Origin of the sequence: Streptomyces sp. T028, from assembly GCF_048159505.1 — a bacterium.
Classification (GTDB): domain Bacteria; phylum Actinomycetota; class Actinomycetes; order Streptomycetales; family Streptomycetaceae; genus Streptomyces.
Window position 1 is genome coordinate 1 of sequence record NZ_JBLRVZ010000034.1, and the last position, 18,148, is coordinate 18,148.

Here is an 18,148-nt window from a genome sequence, read left to right on the forward strand (position 1 = left end):
CTCGCTCAGCCGCTCCAGCAGGCCCGGGATCTCCTCGGGCACGGCCCCGGGATGACGGCGGAGTTGGTCAAAGGCAGGCGGGATCGGGGATGATGCGTCGGCAGGCACGGTCTTCCACTTGGATCACGGGGCGTCGAGAACTCCATGATCTTGGAAGCCGTGCCTGTCACGTTCCCGGAACCCCACCGAGCCAGCAGATCATCACGAACCGGACGTCAAGCAACTACGCCGGAGCCCTGACCTACGAGCACTGTCCGTGGTTCTGATGCGCGTGAGCCCCAGCTGAGCGATCAGCCAGGGCTCACACCACCGAAGCCAGGACCCCCGACCTCGGAGTCCGCGGGTACCAGCCGCGGGAGGGCGGGGCTTCTGGTCGTATTGGCGCTGAGCCGCATCTGTGAGATATGGAGCGCCTACCACGACAGTAGCAATTGAGCTGCTGATTTGTGGAGGATGATGGGCGCGATGCCCGACGCCGGGGGCGTGCAGGCGGCGATCAAAGAGTCGTTGTTCACCTTCAGAGCGCATGTGGGGACAGGGGGACTCCCGCTCGGGCGGCGTGCGCCCCCCGGAGTGCCCGAGATCTCCCGCTTCATGCGGTGGTGTGAACGGACAACGGCTGATTGATGCTGGACCGGCCAGGCAAAGCCCTAGCTGATCTTTGCCCGGTGCTGCGTGAACAAGTCGTGGCGCTGATGGTCGTCCTGGCCGACAAATGCCTTGAACTGTCCCAAGGTATAGGCGAGCTCGCCCGACTTGCGCTCCGCCTTCTCCAATTCGAAGTCGTGGCCCAGATGATTCAAACGCCGCTCCACCTCAGACTGGCCCATAGAAACGCCAGTCTTCGCAAGCCTGGTAATGATCTGTTCGACCGTGAGCGGGCGGGATTGCTGACGCAACAGCTTGTATACCGGGTCGTGGACACTGCTGGACGTCTCAACAAGGGGACGCGGTTCACCCTCCTTGAGGAGTGCGTTCTTGATGGACACGCCGAGAGCCTTGGCGACCGGCGGGGGAAAGGCATTCCCGATCTGTCGGTACACCGAGGTTTTGAGGCCCAGGAAGTCCCAATGAGCGAACTCCCCGCGCCAACCCTGAATCCTGGCAACCATCTGGGTCGTCAGCTTCGGACCCGTAGCGCCATTGACGGGCTCGAAGTTCTTGTCAGGTGCCTCGTAGTTGACGCCCATGGCGTCAACTCCCAGCTCGGCCCAGGCCCTCTTCGCCCGGGTGGGGCCGAGGTCGGCTCCACCGTGCTTCTTTGAGCCGCCTACGATCGTGGGAGCGATCTTGTTGGCCTTCTTGACCCAGGCTTCGACGTTTTCGTCACCCCAGCCGTTCGCACCCATGAGGTCAGCGAGCGCCTCCCCGACGGTAGGGGCGTCGTCGGGATTTCCTTCGGGCCACTGAAAATACTCGAAGTATTCAGGCAGGAGTGCGACAAGAACAAACCGCGGTCGAAGCTGAGGAACGCCGAAGTGGGAAGCGTGAAGCAATTGCCAGTCGGCGATATAGCCAAGCTCATGGAGTTTATCTAGGACTGCTTGCCGATAGCCAGAGAACCGGTTCGCGCTGAGCCCGCGCACATTTTCAAGCAGTAGCGCCTTGGGCCTTATGCGGCCGCACAGTTCGATAGCCCAGGCAAAGAGGTCTCGCTCGTCGCTGGAACCCAGTTGCTTGCCTGCGATGCTGAAGGGGGGGCACGGAACGCCTCCCGCCAGGAGGGCGATTTCCCTGTCCTTGTACGCTTCCGGATCCCATACCTTAGGATCCGCGACATCGCCCACCCGCACGAGCTCGTCAGGTACGTCCACGCCATCCTTTTTCAGGACCCTGCGGAGGTTCTGATCCAAGGTGTGAGCCGCGTGCTTGTCCAGTTCCACAGCGAGGAGATGTGTGAATCCGGCCTTATGCAGCCCGAAGGACTGACCGCCGGCGCCGGCGCAGATCTCGATGACTTCGAGTCTCTGCTCGTGCTCCGCCGCCGACATCGTGATCTCCTTCCAAGCGCGCCGACTGAGCCGACGCAGGGGTAGCGCTGGTAGCTCTCGGCGCCGCAGACGTAACAGGTGTCCCGCTTCACGTGACCCGGCAGCACCCTAGCCGCAGATGAACGGAGATGGGACAGCGGGCGTGATGAAAGACGCGAGAAGATTTGAAGTCTACGGTGCGCCAGTGACAACCCCATACGCTGGCGCTCCCGGAGTTGCCAGGAGGCAGCCGTGCCTCAGTCCTGAAGCGCTGACCTGAGTTCATCCCGGGCGTCGGCAGGCAGTCGCCGGTAGGTGTTCCAGGCCCGCTCCAGAGGCGTTGTGCCGCGGCGGCCCCGCTCCATCCAACGGATGAGGCGGCGCCGGTCCCCCGGGTCGAGGCTCCTGATTTCAGCCATGGCCTCATCGGCGCGGGCAGTGCTTCCGCCGGAGCCGGAGCGGCAGCGCTTGCACTCAGTGGCGAGCAGGGTTTCCTCGCTGCCGTCAAGCAGAACCGTCTTGCGCTGGGTGACAGAGAGCACAGCGGTTTGATTGGAGTCGTCGTGGTACGACTCTCCTCCAGAGATGCCGCAGATGGTGCACATGTAGTGATCTCGGGCCAGGATGGCCTGCTTTTCCTTGTTCGAGACGGTCTTCTGCGGCGACGCGGCCCGTCGGGCCGCAGGGTTCCAGACTGGAACTCCGGCTCTCTCGAAACGCTGGTCCTCTGAGGTCAGGCGGGCGTCCTCAGTGTTGGTGAGCAGGACCCAGCCATACTCGCGCAGGCCACGGATACGCCTGTCCGCCTGCGAGATCCCGGGGAAGGCTTCACGGATCTGCTCCTTGTTGAAGGTGTTCCCCTCGCCGATGACTTGGACGAGCCACAGCGCACCGCGGACCATGGTTCCGGCCTTGAGTTCAGGGTCGTTCCACGCGGGCAGCGGCACTTCTCGCTCCGTTCTCCAAGTGTCCGGGACGTCGATTGTGGATTATCAGCTCACCTGCTGTCAGCGGGGCCTGCAATGATGCTGCTGCACGCTACGTCTGGCTCCTTGGAGGCTCTGGTTATGGCTGTGAAGTTCGGCGTCCCGCCCGAGGGTGAGAAGATTCGCTCGCTGGTGGACGAGCGGCTGAAGCAGGCCATGGCCGAGGACGGCGCGAAGATCACCGTGGAGTGGCGTGGTGAGCAGAAGCACCTGCATGTGATCTCCATGCCGGTCGACATGCTCTACTTCAATCCGGACACCCACCGTATCCGCGCGCAGCGCAGTCTGGAGCCTGAGCGCAACCGGGTCTTGGAGGACGAGCCGTGGAGTGAGGCCGCACAAACGTATCTGCATGACCTGCTCCGTTGTCGGCCGTCGAACCCGAGCCAGACTGACCCAGACTACGTGGCGCTGCAGGACGAGCTGGACGACGTGGGCCAGAGGGAGCCCGGCATCATCAGCCCGGACGGCATCCTCGTCGATGGCAACACCCGCTGTGCCGCGCTGAAGGACCTGGGCATCAGAGACATCCGGGTGGGTGTCCTCCCGGCGGATACGTCCCGCCGCGACATCAACAGTGTTGAGCTTGCTCTGCAACTGCGGCGTGACAAGCGCCGAGAGTACTCATACATCAACCGCCTCATCGCCATCGAGGACGAGCTCGCGGATGGCCGCCGCGAGGAGGACGTGGCGCGTGACTTCAACATCAAGAAGACCACGCTTCAGCAGGACCGCTGGGTCTACCAGTTGATCAGGGACGCGATTGACCGCAGCCGCACCGCGAACGGCGCTGTCCTGCGGCTGGTCGACTTCGAGGACCACCAGGAGAAACTTCGCGAGCTTCACCGCGATTACACCAAGCTCGCCAAGACCGACCCGGATGCCGCTGAACAGCTGAAGGAGTCACGTCTGGCCATGGTGGTGCTGAACTACGCGAAGACGACGGTGCGTCTCGCGGAGTCTGACTTCCACAGCCGTTACCTCGAAGAGCGGCTGCCCAGTGAACTGCGGCCTGTTGCCCAGGAGTCCGCGGCTGTGGCAATTCCCGGCCTTGCGGGTGTGTCGATCCCGGACGCGACCGCCGCCGTCAAGACCACGCGCGCCCTCACGGACGCCTTGCTGAAGGCAAAGGCCACGGCGCAGGCTGGCGACAAGTTGGACGGCGCGACCGTGACTCAGGCTGACGCGCTCATTAAGTCGGCGCGCAGAACCTTCGACGCTGCCGTGAAACTGGCTGGCGCGAACGCTGAGCTCCAGAAGCGCCAGATTGCCGTCCCGGAGCGCCTCACTGACGCCGCTGACTACGTCAATCAGTGTGCTGCCGAGTTCGCTGACGCTAAGGCCAAGCGGGCGCTGGACGAGGACGCTTTTGACGACGCTCTGCTCACCCTGAAGGCCAGCCTCGCCCGGCTTGCCAAGCAGGCGGGACGCACGTTCAGCTCGCCCGGCGACGGGGTTGCCTGGCTGCTCGACTCCACACGGGAGAAGTGATGGCGGGGCAGTCCGCCGCGCCCAGCCTGGAGATCGGGTTCGGCGAGGGAGCGACCCGAGCGCGGCTTCGGGCCGGAACCGGGTACGAGAGCGACCTTCGCCGCCTGGCCCTCCGGTTCCAGAGCAGTGTGCAGCGCTCGCCAGGGACCATGGAGGTCGAGATCGATGACCTCCTGACAAACCTGGTCGCGCTCGCCACATGGCCGGAACCCACCAGCGTCGCGTGGGATCCTCAGCTAGCCGCGTTGGCTACGGACTCAGCGGTTGACGCACAGACTGTCGCCAAGCGCCTCGACGCTACGGCTGGACCGGATGGAGAAGTAGACCCCGACGAGGTGGGGAGCCTGCTTGGCCCGGGCTGGGTAGCGGATCTCACCGTTTTCCAGCGCCGGGACATTGCCAAGCTGCTCTCCCTGCGGCACGGGGCCAATTTCTCTGTCCCTGGAGCTGGAAAGACCCGTGTAGGCCTCGCTGTGTTCCACTCGCTGCGGCACAACAAGGGCATTGAACGGTTGCTGATCGTGGGACCGAAGTCCTGCTACGAGTCCTGGAAATACGAGAACCAGGAGTGTTTGAGCGAGCCTTTGAGCATGGACGTGTTCTCCAAGGAGGCCGATCCGGGGGCAGATGCGCTCATCGTCAACTATGAGCGTCTGCGTCAGGACGGGGTCGTGAACGATCTCGGCCAGTGGCTGGCCGCGAGGCCTTCGATGCTCTTGCTCGATGAGGCTCACCGGATGAAGCGCGGAGCCGATGGTACGGATGGCGCCGCCTGCCTTGCCCTTGGGCCGCGTAGCAGGCACCGGCTGATTCTCACGGGGACACCGGCTCCGAACGGAGTGAAGGATCTGGAGAACCTCTTTGGTTTCGTGTGGCCTGGCCACGGACGCCAGAAGGTGATCCAGGCAGTGGCCGGCGGGGATCTCGCCAAGGCGAGCCAGGTACTGCGCCCTCTGTTCACGCGCACCACCAAGGGTGAGCTCGGTCTGCCGCCTGTGTCCACCAAAGTGACGCCCGTCCCTCTGCCAGATCTGCACCGGGAGGTGTACGAGGCACTCGTCGGACGGTTCTCTGCGCGTGCTGCTGGTTCAGAGGGCGACTTCCTTGCTCTTGGCAAGGTCATCGTTTACATGCTGATGGCGGCGACCAGCCCAGCGCTGCTTGCCGTGGGCACCACGCGCTATGAACCACTGTCCTATCGGGTGCCTCCGCTTTCCGCGCCGGAAGGCACACCACTCTTCGAGCTGATGCGAGACCTTCCGAGCTACGAGATGTCACCGAAGTACCGTGAAGTGCTTGCGATCATCAACCGGAACGCATCTCAAGGGCGCAAAACGCTCGTCTGGTCGACCTTCGTAAGGAGCCTCAACACGCTGGAACGCATGCTCAGTGAGTTTTCGCCCGCCCTCGTCTACGGCGGGATGGCCGACACCGACCGTGAGGCATCGATTAAGCGGTTCCGGCGCGATCCCGACTGCATGGTCCTCTTGTCCAACCCCAGCACTCTCGGCGAAGGCATCAGCCTTCACCACCACTGCCACGACGCCGTGTATGTGGACCGGGACTTCGCGGCAGGCCGCTTTCTGCAGAGCCTTGACCGTATTCACCGTCTAGGTCTTGCTCCTGAGACAGAGACGCGGATTACGGTGCTCGCTTCGGAGGGCACGATCGATGAAGTCGTTGAGCAGCGTCTCAGCGACAAGCTGAAGTTCATGGGGAGCATCCTCGACGATCCGGCCGTTCAGCAACTGGGCGACCTTGAGGAAGAGTCGGCGATCGGTGGCGGCCTGGATCACCGAGACCTTCAAGCTCTGATGGGTCATCTTCGTGCCCACGCCGCCTGAGCCGGTTCTACGTGCGGCTGTCCGCTGGCTGGAGAGGCTTCCGGCTAGCGGAGTGGCGCGAGTGCGTGCCCTGTTTACTACACATAGCGATTTCAGCGACCTGACCCCCACCCAATACGACGCGGCGTACGCCTGGATCCAGGAGACGGGCCTTCTGCGTGAGGCAGGTGGAGGAATGCCCGTCAACTGCAGGGTCTTCGAAGCCGCGATGGCCCAGAGCGGAGTGCCTTGGTTCCAGGACGCTGACCTGCTCATCCGCAGGCCGGACGAACTTCCCGAAGACGCGCTGCGTGCGGCGGAGTCCCTCGGCCTCGGTCCGGAGGAGGCGTACGCGCAGGTCAGTATGGCGTGGGGAAAGGTGGACACAGAGGAACGCTCCCGGATCGGCTCAGCTGGCGAACTCGCGCTTCTCGATCTCTTGTCCACAGCAGCAGAAGGCCGGGTGGAGCATGTAGCAGCCTGGTCCGACGGTTACGGCTATGACATTTTCGTGAACGGCTACCATCACTCCGCCCACCTCGAAGTGAAGACAACGGTGCGCGTCGGCCGGCTCACGGTGTATATCTCGCGCAATGAGTACGAGACGATGCTGCGTGACCCGGCCTGGGAACTAGTAACTGTCCGGCTCACTCCAGAACTCAAGATAAGAGCAGTAGCCGCAGTCCCAAAGGACTGGATCGCCGATCACGTGCCCTCGGACCGCACTGCACGAGGGCGATGGCAGTCGTGCCGACTGGACATACCCCCTGAGGTACCTGTGCCAGGCATCCCGAGCATTACGTCGATACTGGTCGAATCGGCGCCCCAGGTACTCAGAGGGGTGCCTGCGGCCTAGGTCGGCTTCCTCAATCCGGTCTCCGAGAGCAGGAACTCTTCTGGCTCCACTGGCCATTGCTCGTCAGTTGGTTCCGGGCACTCCGTTAGGGGCTGCACGTCCTCGAACGCGTCCTTGACCGCGGTACGCCACTGGTCCAGCGAACCCCGGATGGTGAACGGCCCAAGGCCGAAGGTAACGCTGCTTTCGTCGTCGATGCGCAGTGGTGCGTTTTCCTCCCCGACTGGAACGTCGCTGGCGAGGCCGGTCGCGGCGGCGTCGAGTGCCGCTTCGAAGTCCGCCGGGTCGACCCATCCGATCCAGCTCTGGCCGCCTGACTCAGCCTCAGCCACCAGCACGCTCCGGCCGGCTCCGGCGTATCCCCCAAACACCAGCGACCGGGGCGTAAGGGCCTCGGCTGTTGCGATGTCGGTGGACAGGAAAGCTGGGCGGAAGCGATCCAGGAGGGCCGCGATCCGGTCGGCGAGCAAGGCTCTACGGGCAGACAGGAAGACCCGGTAGCTGTCTGGCTCAAGTGCGGCAGGGTCGTTAGGGATGGCGTGTGCGGCACGGTCACTGGCGCCAACGCTTGGCATGTATGCAGCCGGGGAACGGCTGCCGATAATGTTCTTCGCGGTCTGTTCGGAGACGAATACGATGTTCGCGAGTTCGTTGATCTCAGTGGATGAGTAGTGGTTGCTGTGATTGCGCAGTTTCGCGGCTGGATGCACAAGGCTGTACTGCGGCTTGCCGGACCGGTCGACACTTCCCGAGATGGCGCCGCCGTCCCACCAGTCAGTCGCGCCGGCGTGTGCCGCAGCCAGGTAGCAGAACATCAGGTAGGGGCTTTGATGGTTGCGCCCGGCCAGGTCGTCAGCAGTTACGGAAATACCGCCTTGACGGATTCCGAGGTTGGAGAGCAACGCTGCTACAGGGTTCTCGCCCTCAAGCACTCTGATGTCCTGCGTCAGCGCCGTGTCTGAAGCGCCGCCATAACGGTTGCGGGCTGTTGCGGCCAGGAACCAGTACAGAAGTCCGTTTTCCACATCGTTGGCGATCTTCGCTGATTCTGCATGCCGACCGTAGAAGAGGATCAGCGGGTGGAGTGCGGCGAGTGACGGCACCAGGGCTGTGGTCGGGATCAGCAAGCGCTCCTCAAGGAGCGGGACGACACGGGACAGCCCCCGTTGGACATTCTCCCATCCCGCTTCAACCGTTTCCTTGCTGGCGGCAGTTAGCTTGGCCACGGACGCTAGACGCTTGCCTGTTGTCGACAGACTCAGGGTAAGCGCCTTGATCAGAAAATTGACGTCGAGGGCTCCGTAGCCGCGGGTAGCCCATCGGGCTGACTCCGCTTCCAGTTGCCCCAGGAAGCCGGGCGTACGCGCGGAGAGTGTCGCAAGAGCTAGATCCGTGGTTTTGAGCGCGCGCCCGCCACTGTTCACACGGACGAAGATGTCGGCGACTTCTTCGTACTCGAAGTCGTGCAGTACCTCCATGTGGAAGTCCCGCTGGGTGATCTTCTGAAGTGCGCTCAGGCGCCGCCCGATTTCAGAGTCGGGGATAGCGAGGCCGACCCCCTTGAGTTCGCCGTGGATCGCGAACACATCGGAATCTGGGCCGACGACGTCGTAAACCTTGATCCACTTCTTGTTGCGCCGGGTGGCAGCGCTCTGGTTCTGGAAGGCCTCTGTCTCGATGTTGAAGACAACCTGGGCTTCTGCGTGGTCTGTGAGGACGCGGAAGAGCGAGGTGAGCCTCTGCTGGCCGTCGAGCAGGTAGAGGGGCATGACGCTCGGCAGGGCTTGGGACACGCCGATTGCGGCTCCCCGGGTCTCCGCAAGCTGGCCGGTCTTCCAGAAGAGAAGTGATCCCGCTGGGTATCCGCGATACAGCGATTCGATGAGCCTCGCGACCTGCGATGCCTTCCACACGTATCCGCGCTGAATCTCGGGAAGCATGATCTCCCCAGCAGCGATCTGCGTGATGAGTGTCCGGACGTCGCGGTTTGTGCGCTCGACCGCCACCTTGCCCCCAGTGTCCCGCGCGGTCACGGCCGGAGAGTCCGCACCCGCTGTGCCTCGTGCGAGCACAGCCAGACGGCTTCCCCCACAGAAGTCGCTGACGCCACTGCGCTCGCTGCTGACAGCGTAGGGGACGGCGGAGGGCCTGTGGCCTGGACAGTTACGTCACGGCTTCATCGCGATGCTTGCCTTGACGTGCTCTTCGCTCGGCCACTGCCTTGCACACCGTAAGCGAACACTCTTCAGCCGGTTCGTGCTCCCAGAAGCGGAGTACGAGCCACCCCGCCTCCTTGAGCCGCTGATCCGTGTCGCGGTCACGCTGCATGTTGCGCAGAACCTTGTCGGACCAATAACCGGGATTCGTCTTCGGCGGAACGTAGTGTTCAGGGCACCCATGCCAGTAGCAGCCGTCGATGAAGACCGCTACCTTCGTCGGACCGAACACCATGTCTGCGGTCCTGCGGAGGTCCGGCAACGGGCGAGCGGCGACGCGGTATCGAAGCCCCTTGGCGTGCACCAGCCGACGGATCAGTTTCTCGGGCTTGGTATCACGGCTGCGGATCGCCTGCATGTTGCGGCGACGGGCAGCGGAGGAAGCCCAGGAACCTTCTGGTGCTTTCCATTCGGGATCTTCGGACACAGTGCTGAGCGTAGTACTGGCTTGGGCCGTGGGCACAGGGATGCCGAAGCGGTCAGGCTTGCGCGCGGCTCGTGCGGTTAGGGAGTCGGGCTGCACGGATGGTGTTTGTCCGGCGCCGTAGGCCACTCGCTTCTTGGCAGTGTCGTGCTTCCGCGGGTCGCGTCAAGGGCGCTTCACTCCGCTGCGCTGCGTTCCGCGTCGGCTGCGCCGATGGCCCTGCGGGCCACCATTGACCCGACCCGCTCCAGCACGGGGGAGAAGCGAGCGAGCGGCCGGGGGAGAGCCGGGGGCTCGGGTGGGTGGTCCCTTGGGTGGGCTTCGTTGTGGGCGTGGGCGTGGGGCGCGGTTGCGTCTCGCCTGCACGCCGGGTGGGAGTGGCGGCTTTCCCGTCGAGTGGTGCCGAGAGAGGGGGTCCGGGTGGGGTGCGCCGCCAGTGTTGGGTCAACGTTCACCCTTCCGGGTGATCGGTCTGACCTGGCGTTATTACTCTGCGTGACTGACAATGGTGGTGTGGGTCCGTTCGTGGGAGCGGAGCGTTTCGTGGCGTGCCGGTGGTCTGGGGGTGAGTGCTGTGTCTGTGGGGGAGCGGTTCGATGTGCCTGGCCGGGCGAGCTTGCCCGGTGTTGCGGACGTGGGTGCTCGGAGTTCCGTACTGTCCGATGAGTCGGTGGCCGGCCTGCGGGAGATTCGGCCGAGTGGGGGTACTGCGGCTGAGCTCGATGGTCTTGATCCGGCTCGGCTGAGTGCTCGTGGGCGGATCGATGCTCTGGTGGTGATCGAGCGGCATGTGGCGTGGCTGCAGGCCAAGCAGGTCGAGGTGCTGGCTGCGATCGATGCGCATACCGAGACGCCCGAGGCCGTCATTGTGGAGGCGGGCGGGAGTCTGGACGATGTCTTCGCGGCCTCGTGGGACTGCGCGGTGGAGGAGGTGGCGTGTGCGTTGCGGCTGGCCAATCAGACCGCTGCGCAGCGTCTCAGGATTGCGAGCTTGTTGAGTGCTCGGCATGGGGTGACCACCGGTCTGCTCGCGGAAGGGCGGATCTCCTATGTGCAGGCGATGGCGGTCGCCGAGCAGTTGGAAGTGGTGGACGACGAGGTGGCCGGGCAGGTTGAGGCGGCCCTCGCGGACAGGATGCCTGAGCAGGCTGCCGGGCAGACCAGGGCTGCGCTGCGCCGGGAGATTCACCGCGCCGATCCGGAAGGGGCCGAGCTGCGCCATAGGCGGAGGGTGAAGGAGCGGATGCTTCTCCACTATCCGCAGGATGACGGCATGGCTCTGTTCGGTGCGGTGCTTCCGGCTCAGCAGACAGCCCTCATGCAGCAGGCTGTGGACAGCCGCGCCATGGGGTATGAGGACGACGGTCGCAGTTTGGAGCAGAAGCGTGCGGATGCTCTTTTCGGTCTTGTGGTTGGTGAGGGTGGTGATGCTGCTGGGCGGGCTGGTGCTGTGGTGCAGGTGACCGTTCCCCTCGACATCCTTCTGGGGGCGGACGAGGGGCCTGCCGAGCTGAAGGGCTATGGGCCGATCACCGCCGGGCAGGCGCGGGAGTTGGCGTTCGCGCCGGGTACCGTCTGGCGGCGGTTGCTCACCGAGCCCGAGAGCGGGCTGCTCGTCAAGACCGACCCGACCACGTATCGGCCGACCGCCGAGACCGAACGGCATGTGATCGCTCGGGACCAGTACTGCGCCTTCCCCAGTTGTCGGATGCCCGCGCACCGCTGTGATCTCGACCATGTGCAGCCGTTCGACCATCGGCACCCCGAGCGGGGTGGGCAGACCACACCGGACAATCTGCAGCCGTTGTGCCGCCGCCATCATCGGCTCAAGACTCACCATCCTGGCTGGCGGGTGGTCCGGGATCCTCATACGGGCGTCAGCACCTGGACCGCCCCGACCGGGCACACGTACACCAATGCGCCACCGGTCTATCGCGAGTGAATCGTGCTGCGCTGGTATTCACCGATGCCGCGGAAAGCCCGCCAGAATCCAGAATGCTGTCTGGCGGGCCGTACGGACATGTGTTGAGCCGTCAGCCGCCCGAGGCGTTCCCGCCGTCCCTCCACAGTTGCTGCGCCTCACCGCTGTCGCAGGTCGTCACCATGACCTGCTTGGCGCCGCCGTACGACGGTGAGGCGATCTCCAGGCAGCGGCCGGTGTCGGTGTTCTTCAGGGTTTGGCCTGCTGCGGTGGAGTTGGCCACGTGCCATTGGATGTAGCCGGTTCCTCCGGCTGCGCCGCAGGTTTCCAGTTGGGTCGTGTAGTCGTTGTTGAAGGGAGCCGAGAGGCATTTTCCGCTCGCGTGGTTGACCAGTTCGAAGGTGTTGCCGCCGGAGGAGCGCAAGGTCCAGGCGTAGGCGTCGCTGGAGCTGCAGGTTCCGAAGCTGGGATAGATGGAGGCGTCGCCGGACACGCACTGGTTGGTGGATACGTTGCGGAGGCTCGCTGTGGAGCCAGGGGAGAGTGCGTCGGACTTGGACTCCGGGGACGGGGGTGTCCCGGCTTCAGGGGTGGTTCCCGCGCCGGGTTGTGCCGGCTGAGCCACGGAGTCCGCGGAGTCGGACGCGCGGGCCGCGGCAGGGGCCGACGGGGAACCGGTGGCGGACCGTGAGCCGGAAGGCGACGACGAGGGCGACCGTGACTGCGACGCGGACAGCGTCGGTGCCGGGGAGCTCCCCTTCGGGGTCGACGGAGGGGACGAGTTCGGCAGGAGAGTGATGGTCGTGATCGCCCCGCCTGCCACGATGACGGGGATGATCACCATGCGTATACGGCGTGCGCGTCGCTCCCGGACGTAGGCGACGTGGTCGGCGTGGCCGATCGCCACCCCGCCGTGGGAGGCGGTGATGGAAGTGCGAGCGGTGACGTCCGGGGCCGGGGCGGGGGCCGGGCTGTCGCCGGGCCCGTTGCCCGAGCCCGACCGGTGCGGCAGTCCTCCTTGGGGCGCGGCGCGGTCACGGCGCTGTGGACCTGACGGGCCGGGGGCGGTCAGTCCTGGGTCGCCCCCGGCTTCGGAGGGTCCGTGCGCACGCCTCCGTTCACCACACCGGCTGCCACCGAGCCGTGGTGGGCCTCGATGGTCACGTCGCCGACGACAGCGAGACCACCGGAGCCGGCCGAGGCACCTGAGCCGGAGCCGTGCTGTCGGACATGCTCGACCAGGCCCCGCAGCTCCTCGACGGCCTCGTCCCTCGCCGCTTCCGGCAGATCCTGGAGCAGGTCCGCGAAACGCGTCTGCCAGGACCGGGACTGCGCGTCGCGAACCTGTTCCCTCGCCGTCCGGGTGTCTCCGGCAGAGACCTGTGCGAGTTCGGCGGCGGTCTGGTCAAGGCGCTGCAGGACCGATTCCTCCCGTTGGCCGTCTCGCCCGAGGAGGCGGGCCACGATGGTTCGGGTCTCGGTCCAGGCGTCGGTTCCGGCCGCCGTCACCACCGCCGTTCCTCCCGAAGCGGCGAGCCCGACCAAGATTTCCGGCAACATCAAGAGCCCCCATGACCAGTTGAGTGACGGACCTTCAGCCACGTCATTCAACACGCCTCGTCGGTTCGAGGGGTCGGGAACGGGCGTCCTTACACCGTTTCCGGCCCGGGCAGGCCGATGACATGGAAGACCGGGTAATCGGGTGCGATCCGCTCGAAGTCTTCCAGTGGCGCGGTCCGGTCGACGGGTGCGTGTGGCCGGGCGCCGGGAGCCGCGTTGAGGTAGGCGCGCAGGATCTGGGCGCGGGACGAGGCCGGGACCTCCCGGAGGGTGACGTCGTGGTCCCGTCCGTGCCGGATGACGGCCTTGCCGCCCGAGGCGTGCACGTTGCGTACCCAGTTGGCGTGAGTGCCCAACATCGACACCACGTACCACTTGCCCTCATGGGCCACGGGGACCACGGGGAAAGCGATCATCCTGCCGCTGGCCCTGCCGCGGACGACGAGAGTGACTCCGCGGTCCTGCGGCGCGCGCGCCGTGCCGTAGCGCCACCGCCAGAAGGCGTTGAGCAGACGGGCGAGCGCGTCGGGCCGGTCGCCCCGGTAGATCCACCGTTTCAGCCCGTACAACGGGCGCAGACTTGTCCGACCTCGGGCCACGCCGTCAAGCGTAGCCCGGGCGCTCCGCCGTGCGTGGATGTCGTACAGATCGGGGGCGGTCAGGCCCCGAGGCCGTGGCACCCCTCGTACGTGCCCCCCGACCCGCACCAGCAGGAAGCTCCCCGCTGTGGGGGCCAGGCGACGGCTCGGCCGCGGGCTGCCAGGGTTGTCGCGTACTGGGGGAGCAGGTCGCCGTCGCCCGGTGTGGTGCCCTCGGACGCGGCGAAGGCCTCGTAGGACGGAACCGTGCCCGTCACGATGCCGAGGTTGGGGGTGCCGGAGGTGGAGAGTTCGCGGAGGGAGGATTCTATGGTCGCGAGGTGTTCCTCGTGGGAGGGGTAGTCCGCGGACAGGGTCGGGTACGCGGTGACCAGTTCCGTCAGTTCTGGGGCCGGCCAGTGGAGGACCGCCACCGGGAAGGGGCGGGACAGGGCCTCGCGGTAGGTGCCCAGTTCGGCTCGGAGGCGGGAGATTTCCGCTTCGAGTTCCGCCGGGTTGTCCGAGCCCAGGGACCAGACGCGCTTCGGGTCGTGGAGTTCGTCCAGGGAGACCGGGGAGGAGTGGAGGGTGTCGGCCAGCAGGTCCCACTCGTCGTGGGCCGCGCCGAGCATGCGGCGGACTCGGTGGCGGCCGAACAGCAGCGAGTGCGTCGAGTACGGGGGCTCCGGTACGTCCGTCAGGAGCAGGCGGGTGCCCTCCGTGAACGCCGCCTCCGCCGCCTCCAGCTCGTCGTGGGATTCCAGGGACTCCGCGACGATCACCCAGGGGGCCGGGTCGCGCGGGGCGGCCGCGCGGATGCCGTCGATGATCGCTCGGGCCTCGGCCTCGTGGCCGTACTCCCAGAGGTTCGAGGCCTTGAGGGCCCGGACCAGGTGGGGGGTGTCCAGGCTGTCCGGGGAGGAGAGCAGGCGGTCGTAGAGGGTGCTTGCGGCGGGGCGGTCGCCGGAGAGTTCCAGGTGGGCCGCGGCCTGCAGCAGCAGCGGCTCGGCGTCCTCGGGATACAGGCCTGCGGTCCGCTCCAGGCGGGCCGCTTCGGCGGTGTGGTCGACGTTTTCGGCGGGCGTGTCGGGGCGCATGCACGACACCGTACTGCCCGCTGGTGACAAAGGTGAGGTATCTGCAGGCCAGGACCCGGGCGGGGGCCGGGCCCAGGGGCTTGTCGAGGCGCTGGTGGTGTGTGTCCGCGCAAGGTGACGTATGCGTGATCCATACTCTGTGCGACAGCTTCGGGGAGGGCATGTCCATGCAGCGCAGCGGTGGGGGTATACGAGCAGTCGCGCGGGCCGTGACGGGAGTAGCGGCTGTTGTCGTGGTCGCCGTCCTGGTGAGCGGTTGTTCGTCGGAGGAGCCGGCGTTGGCCAAGGAGTGGCAACGGGAATTCTGCACCAACCTGGGATCCTGGCAGGACGCCAAGCGCGCCCGCACGCCCGGGCTTGACAACGTCGAATCAGCGGGGCAGGCGGTCATCGCCGCCTCGACGAGGCTTGACCGGGAAGGCCTTGAAGAGGGTGGCGGCCACATTCTCGATGACACTGTCAACGCGGTCGGCGGCGACATCGGAGCTGAGCGTCGTGCAGTGTCCTACTGCGACAGCGCAGGCTTCGAGACCTTGGTCGGCTCGGTCGGCTAAGTGCTGAGTTGCTGAGTTGCTGGGTGCGGGCAGGCGTGGAGACGGCCCGGGCCCTCGCCGGGGTACGGCGGTGAGGGCCCGGGCCGCTCGGCACTGCTAGATCGTGACGTTGTCCACCTGGAGGGTCTGGACCGACTTCGCCGGGAAGGACAGGGCGACCGTCTTGCCGCTGAGGTAGGTGTCCGAGCGGGCCGTGTAGAGGTCGCCGCCGCCCGTCGTCAGGGTGCTCCAGCGGGGGACCAGGCCGCCCGTGCCGCCGGTCACCGTCGTGAAGTTGGAGAGGTTGAAGGTGAGGGTCTGGGCGGAGGACGAGGTGTTCAGGGCGACGATCACCAGGCGCTTCGCCGTCGCGTCGTAGCCCGCCACCGCGTAGCTCACGCCCGTGTCGAGGATCTTCATGCCGGGGCGGATGTGACGGCTGAACTGGGCCATCACGTAGTACTTCGTCTCGACGGCGCCGGCCTGCAGCGTGCTCGCGTCGTACTTGATCACCCCCCAGCCCGCCGTCGGGTCCATGACCTGCCAGTAGACCCAGGCCGTCGGGTGCAGCCAGCGGAAGTCGTAGAGGAGGTTGAAGGCCATGGTGTAGCCGGTGCCGTCGCTGTCGCCGGTCTCGGAGTTCCACAGGGCCTTGCCGGCCGTCGTGACGACGTCCGTGTAGAGGAGGTCCCGTCGGCCGCCCGAGCCCTGGTAGCCGTGGACGTTGACCCGGTTGACATAGCCCTTCGTGGTGGAGGAGAAGGAGTTCCAGGTGGTGCGCGCGAGGTCGTAGCTCGTCTCGTCGCTCGCGGAGATCTTCGTCGAGGTCAGGCCGCGCTTGTCCAACTCGCTGCGCATGTACGGAAGTACGGCCGACTGGACCGTCGCGTCCATGTGGCAGCCCTCCTGGGTGCCCGTCGCCGTCCACCAGGACGAGGAGGGCTCGTTGAAGGGGTCCACCGTCGCGAAGTTCACGCCCCAGTTGTTCTTGGCGTAGAGGGCGACCGCGGCGAGGTGCGAGGCGTGCTGGCGGTAGTTCCAGGACTGGAGGTTGTTGCCGCCGCCGGACGCGCCGGAGGGGTTGTGGTTCAGGCACATCCACCACATGGGGGAGTTGGCGAAGAGTTCCGTCGTCGCGCCCCGGGCGACGGCCTTCTGCAGCATCGCGCGCTGGGTGGCGTCCGCCGTCCAGTCCCAGGCCGAGGACGTGGGGTCCTCGTTGTTCCAGTCCTGCCAGTAGCCCTCGATCTGCTTGAAGGCGGGGATGTTGGCGGAGGCCACCATCGACTCGCCGTTCACCGTGTTCCAGCTGCACGCGCCCAGGTTGTAGCGGGCGATGTTCAGGCCCAGGCCGGGCAGGCTCGTGCCGTTGTAGGTCACCGACTTGGTGGTGAAGAAGGCGTCGGCGAAGTCGTCCCGGGCGCCGAAGACGTTCGCCCACCAGGCGAGCGAGGTGCCCCAGCCTTCCCAGGTGCCGTAGGACGTGGACGGGTTGACGGAGATGGTGGCGTCGGCGTGGGCGGTGCCCGTCGCCAGTGCGCCACCGAAGAGCGCGCCGCCGGTGGCGGCCAGCAGTGTCCTGCGTCGGATCATGACTACTCCGCTCCGAGTCGTGGCCGGTCCCGTGCGGCCGAAACGAAGCATCGGGTGTGGCGTGTGGGGTTGTCGAGAGTTCTGACAGCCCTTTTTCCAACCTGTGGAGGAAGGGGGAGGAATCGACTCGGGGCGAGTTCCGGGCGAGTTCCGGTCGAGTTCTCCGGGCGGTTCGAGGGGGCGAACGCGCAGGTCGTGTATGTGCGGGTCTGGAGACCTCGTCCTGCCGGCCTTATGGTGCCCCGATGGCGCGACGCGTGCGGATTCCCCTCGTGCAGCACAGCTCGCTGCGGCGGCGTGCCCGGTACCGGCGGGTGCTCTGGACCGGCGCCGAACTCCTCGTCACCGCAGGGGTGTTGGTGCTTCTTCTCGTCGCGCATCAGCTGTGGTGGACCAACCGTGAGGCGAGGGACGGCGCCGAACGGAAGGTGGAGGCGCTGGAGCGGGAGTGGGGCGGGGGTGCGAGCGGTGACGGCGACGCCGACAGCGGGGGTGGCGTCGGCGGTGACTCTTCCGGTTCCGATTCGGGTTCCGGTTCCGGTGGTCCTGGTGGGGGGCGGTCCGGGGGCTCCTCGGCGGACTCCTCCTCCGGTACGAGCCCTCGTACGACCCCGCGCGCCTCCCAGGCCTACGCCGTCCTCCGTATCCCCCGCCTCGACCTCCGTGTCCCCGTGGCCGAGGGCACCAGCAGGCAGAAGGTTCTCAACAAGGGGTACGTCGGCCACTACACCCACACCCAACAGCCGGGCCGGGCCGGCAACTTCGCGGTCGCCGGGCACCGCAACACCCACGGCGAACCGTTCCGCTACCTCAACCGTCTCAGGAAGGGCGACACGGTGGAGGTCGAGACCAGGGACGCGACCTACACGTACAAGGTCGACAAGATCCTGCCGCGGACCTCACCCCGTGACTCGGGCGTCATCCAGCCCGTGCCCCGCTCCCTGACCAGCCCCGCCTACGGCTACACCCTCCCCGGCCACTACCTCACCCTCACCACCTGCACACCCGAGTTCACCTCGCGGTACCGGCTGGTGGTGTGGGGGAAGCTGGTCGGGGCGGTGCCCAGAGGCTAGGGTCGCGCCCTCGGAAGCTGTTCCACC

Annotated in this window: 16 protein-coding genes; 7 read left to right on the plus strand and 9 right to left on the minus strand. The window is 66.1% G+C overall.

The window, feature by feature from the left end; genetic code table 11:
- Positions 1 to 650: 650 nt before the first annotated feature.
- Together ACLZN2_RS31150 and ACLZN2_RS31155 are read right to left on the minus strand one after the other, a co-directional pair.
- Positions 651 to 1,991, minus strand: coding sequence for a DNA cytosine methyltransferase (locus ACLZN2_RS31150; protein WP_416982737.1), 1,341 nt, complete (start codon positions 1,989 to 1,991; stop codon positions 651 to 653).
- Positions 1,992 to 2,227: 236 nt separating this feature from the next.
- Positions 2,228 to 2,917 carry a hypothetical protein gene (locus ACLZN2_RS31155; protein WP_416982738.1) on the minus strand — a complete coding sequence of 230 codons (690 nt, stop codon included), beginning with the start codon at positions 2,915 to 2,917 and terminating at the stop codon, positions 2,228 to 2,230.
- Positions 2,918 to 3,037: 120 nt separating this feature from the next.
- Between ACLZN2_RS31155 and ACLZN2_RS31160 the strand changes: the two genes are divergently transcribed.
- The 3 genes from ACLZN2_RS31160 to ACLZN2_RS31170 all read left to right on the plus strand — a co-directional run bounded on the left by ACLZN2_RS31160 (position 3,038) and on the right by ACLZN2_RS31170 (position 7,126).
- Positions 3,038 to 4,447, plus strand: coding sequence for a transcriptional regulator (locus ACLZN2_RS31160; RefSeq protein WP_416982739.1), 1,410 nt, complete (start codon positions 3,038 to 3,040; stop codon positions 4,445 to 4,447).
- The gene (locus tag ACLZN2_RS31165) at positions 4,447 to 6,291 is read left to right on the plus strand and encodes a DEAD/DEAH box helicase (RefSeq protein WP_416982740.1); all 1,845 of its coding nucleotides are present in this window, start codon (positions 4,447 to 4,449) and stop codon (positions 6,289 to 6,291) included. Before ACLZN2_RS31160 ends, ACLZN2_RS31165 begins: the two co-directional genes overlap by 1 nt.
- Positions 6,292 to 6,466: 175 nt before the next feature.
- Positions 6,467 to 7,126 (plus strand): protein NO VEIN domain-containing protein, encoded by a 660-nt coding sequence (locus ACLZN2_RS31170; protein WP_416982741.1) that lies wholly within the window; start codon positions 6,467 to 6,469, stop codon positions 7,124 to 7,126.
- Here the strand turns inward: ACLZN2_RS31170 and ACLZN2_RS31175 are convergent.
- Together ACLZN2_RS31175 and ACLZN2_RS31180 are read right to left on the minus strand one after the other, a co-directional pair.
- On the minus strand, positions 7,123 to 9,159 hold the full coding sequence (locus tag ACLZN2_RS31175; protein ID WP_416982742.1) for a GmrSD restriction endonuclease domain-containing protein: 2,037 nt from the start codon (positions 9,157 to 9,159) through the stop codon (positions 7,123 to 7,125). The genes ACLZN2_RS31170 and ACLZN2_RS31175 overlap by 4 nt on opposite strands.
- Positions 9,160 to 9,289: 130 nt before the next feature.
- Positions 9,290 to 9,769 carry a very short patch repair endonuclease gene (locus ACLZN2_RS31180; RefSeq protein ID WP_416982743.1) on the minus strand — a complete coding sequence of 160 codons (480 nt, stop codon included), beginning with the start codon at positions 9,767 to 9,769 and terminating at the stop codon, positions 9,290 to 9,292.
- A gap of 772 nt (positions 9,770 to 10,541) precedes the next feature.
- On the opposite strand from ACLZN2_RS31180, the gene ACLZN2_RS31185 reads away from it, so the two are divergent.
- Complete coding sequence (locus ACLZN2_RS31185; protein ID WP_416982744.1) at positions 10,542 to 11,708, plus strand: DUF222 domain-containing protein; 1,167 nt, start codon at positions 10,542 to 10,544, stop codon at positions 11,706 to 11,708.
- Positions 11,709 to 11,799: 91 nt separating this feature from the next.
- Here ACLZN2_RS31185 and ACLZN2_RS31190 read toward each other — a convergent pair whose 3' ends face one another.
- A complete protein-coding gene (locus ACLZN2_RS31190; protein ID WP_416982745.1) occupies positions 11,800 to 12,312 on the minus strand; it encodes an RICIN domain-containing protein in 513 nt (170 codons plus the stop codon).
- A 52-nt stretch (positions 12,313 to 12,364) separates the two neighbouring features.
- On the opposite strand from ACLZN2_RS31190, the gene ACLZN2_RS31195 reads away from it, so the two are divergent.
- Positions 12,365 to 12,565 carry a hypothetical protein gene (locus tag ACLZN2_RS31195; RefSeq protein ID WP_416982746.1) on the plus strand — a complete coding sequence of 67 codons (201 nt, stop codon included), beginning with the start codon at positions 12,365 to 12,367 and terminating at the stop codon, positions 12,563 to 12,565.
- A 190-nt stretch (positions 12,566 to 12,755) separates the two neighbouring features.
- Here ACLZN2_RS31195 and ACLZN2_RS31200 read toward each other — a convergent pair whose 3' ends face one another.
- The 3 genes from ACLZN2_RS31200 to ACLZN2_RS31210 all read right to left on the minus strand — a co-directional run bounded on the left by ACLZN2_RS31200 (position 12,756) and on the right by ACLZN2_RS31210 (position 14,922).
- On the minus strand, positions 12,756 to 13,196 hold the full coding sequence (locus tag ACLZN2_RS31200) for a hypothetical protein (RefSeq protein WP_416982747.1): 441 nt from the start codon (positions 13,194 to 13,196) through the stop codon (positions 12,756 to 12,758).
- Positions 13,197 to 13,336: 140 nt separating this feature from the next.
- Positions 13,337 to 13,846: a nitroreductase/quinone reductase family protein gene (locus tag ACLZN2_RS31205; protein WP_416982748.1), complete on the minus strand. Its 510-nt coding sequence runs from the start codon at positions 13,844 to 13,846 to the stop codon at positions 13,337 to 13,339.
- 59 nt (positions 13,847 to 13,905) lie between these two features.
- The gene (locus tag ACLZN2_RS31210) at positions 13,906 to 14,922 is read right to left on the minus strand and encodes a hypothetical protein (protein WP_416982749.1); all 1,017 of its coding nucleotides are present in this window, start codon (positions 14,920 to 14,922) and stop codon (positions 13,906 to 13,908) included.
- A 278-nt stretch (positions 14,923 to 15,200) separates the two neighbouring features.
- Between ACLZN2_RS31210 and ACLZN2_RS31215 the strand changes: the two genes are divergently transcribed.
- Entirely contained in the window at positions 15,201 to 15,476 is a 276-nt protein-coding gene (locus ACLZN2_RS31215) for a hypothetical protein (RefSeq protein WP_416982750.1), read from the plus strand.
- Positions 15,477 to 15,572: 96 nt separating this feature from the next.
- On the opposite strand, the gene ACLZN2_RS31220 is transcribed toward ACLZN2_RS31215, so the two are convergent.
- A complete protein-coding gene (locus tag ACLZN2_RS31220; protein ID WP_416982751.1) occupies positions 15,573 to 17,048 on the minus strand; it encodes a beta-1,6-galactanase in 1,476 nt (491 codons plus the stop codon).
- 245 nt (positions 17,049 to 17,293) lie between these two features.
- Between ACLZN2_RS31220 and ACLZN2_RS31225 the strand changes: the two genes are divergently transcribed.
- Positions 17,294 to 18,121: a class E sortase gene (locus tag ACLZN2_RS31225; protein WP_416982752.1), complete on the plus strand. Its 828-nt coding sequence runs from the start codon at positions 17,294 to 17,296 to the stop codon at positions 18,119 to 18,121.
- The last annotated feature ends 27 nt before the right edge of the window (positions 18,122 to 18,148 follow it).

Excerpts from the sequence above, each read along its gene's own strand:
- ACLZN2_RS31150 (WP_416982737.1), bottom strand. The coding sequence starts at position 1,991 with ATGTCGGCGGCGGAGCACGAGCAGAGACTCGAAGTCATCGAGATCTGC.
- ACLZN2_RS31160 (WP_416982739.1), top strand. The coding sequence starts at position 3,038 with ATGGCTGTGAAGTTCGGCGTCCCGCCCGAGGGTGAGAAGATTCGCTCG.
- ACLZN2_RS31165 (WP_416982740.1), top strand. The coding sequence starts at position 4,447 with ATGGCGGGGCAGTCCGCCGCGCCCAGCCTGGAGATCGGGTTCGGCGAG.
- ACLZN2_RS31170 (WP_416982741.1), top strand. The coding sequence starts at position 6,467 with ATGCCCGTCAACTGCAGGGTCTTCGAAGCCGCGATGGCCCAGAGCGGA.
- ACLZN2_RS31210 (WP_416982749.1), bottom strand. The coding sequence starts at position 14,922 with ATGCGCCCCGACACGCCCGCCGAAAACGTCGACCACACCGCCGAAGCG.
- ACLZN2_RS31220 (WP_416982751.1), bottom strand. The coding sequence starts at position 17,048 with ATGATCCGACGCAGGACACTGCTGGCCGCCACCGGCGGCGCGCTCTTC.
- ACLZN2_RS31225 (WP_416982752.1), top strand. The coding sequence starts at position 17,294 with ATGGCGCGACGCGTGCGGATTCCCCTCGTGCAGCACAGCTCGCTGCGG.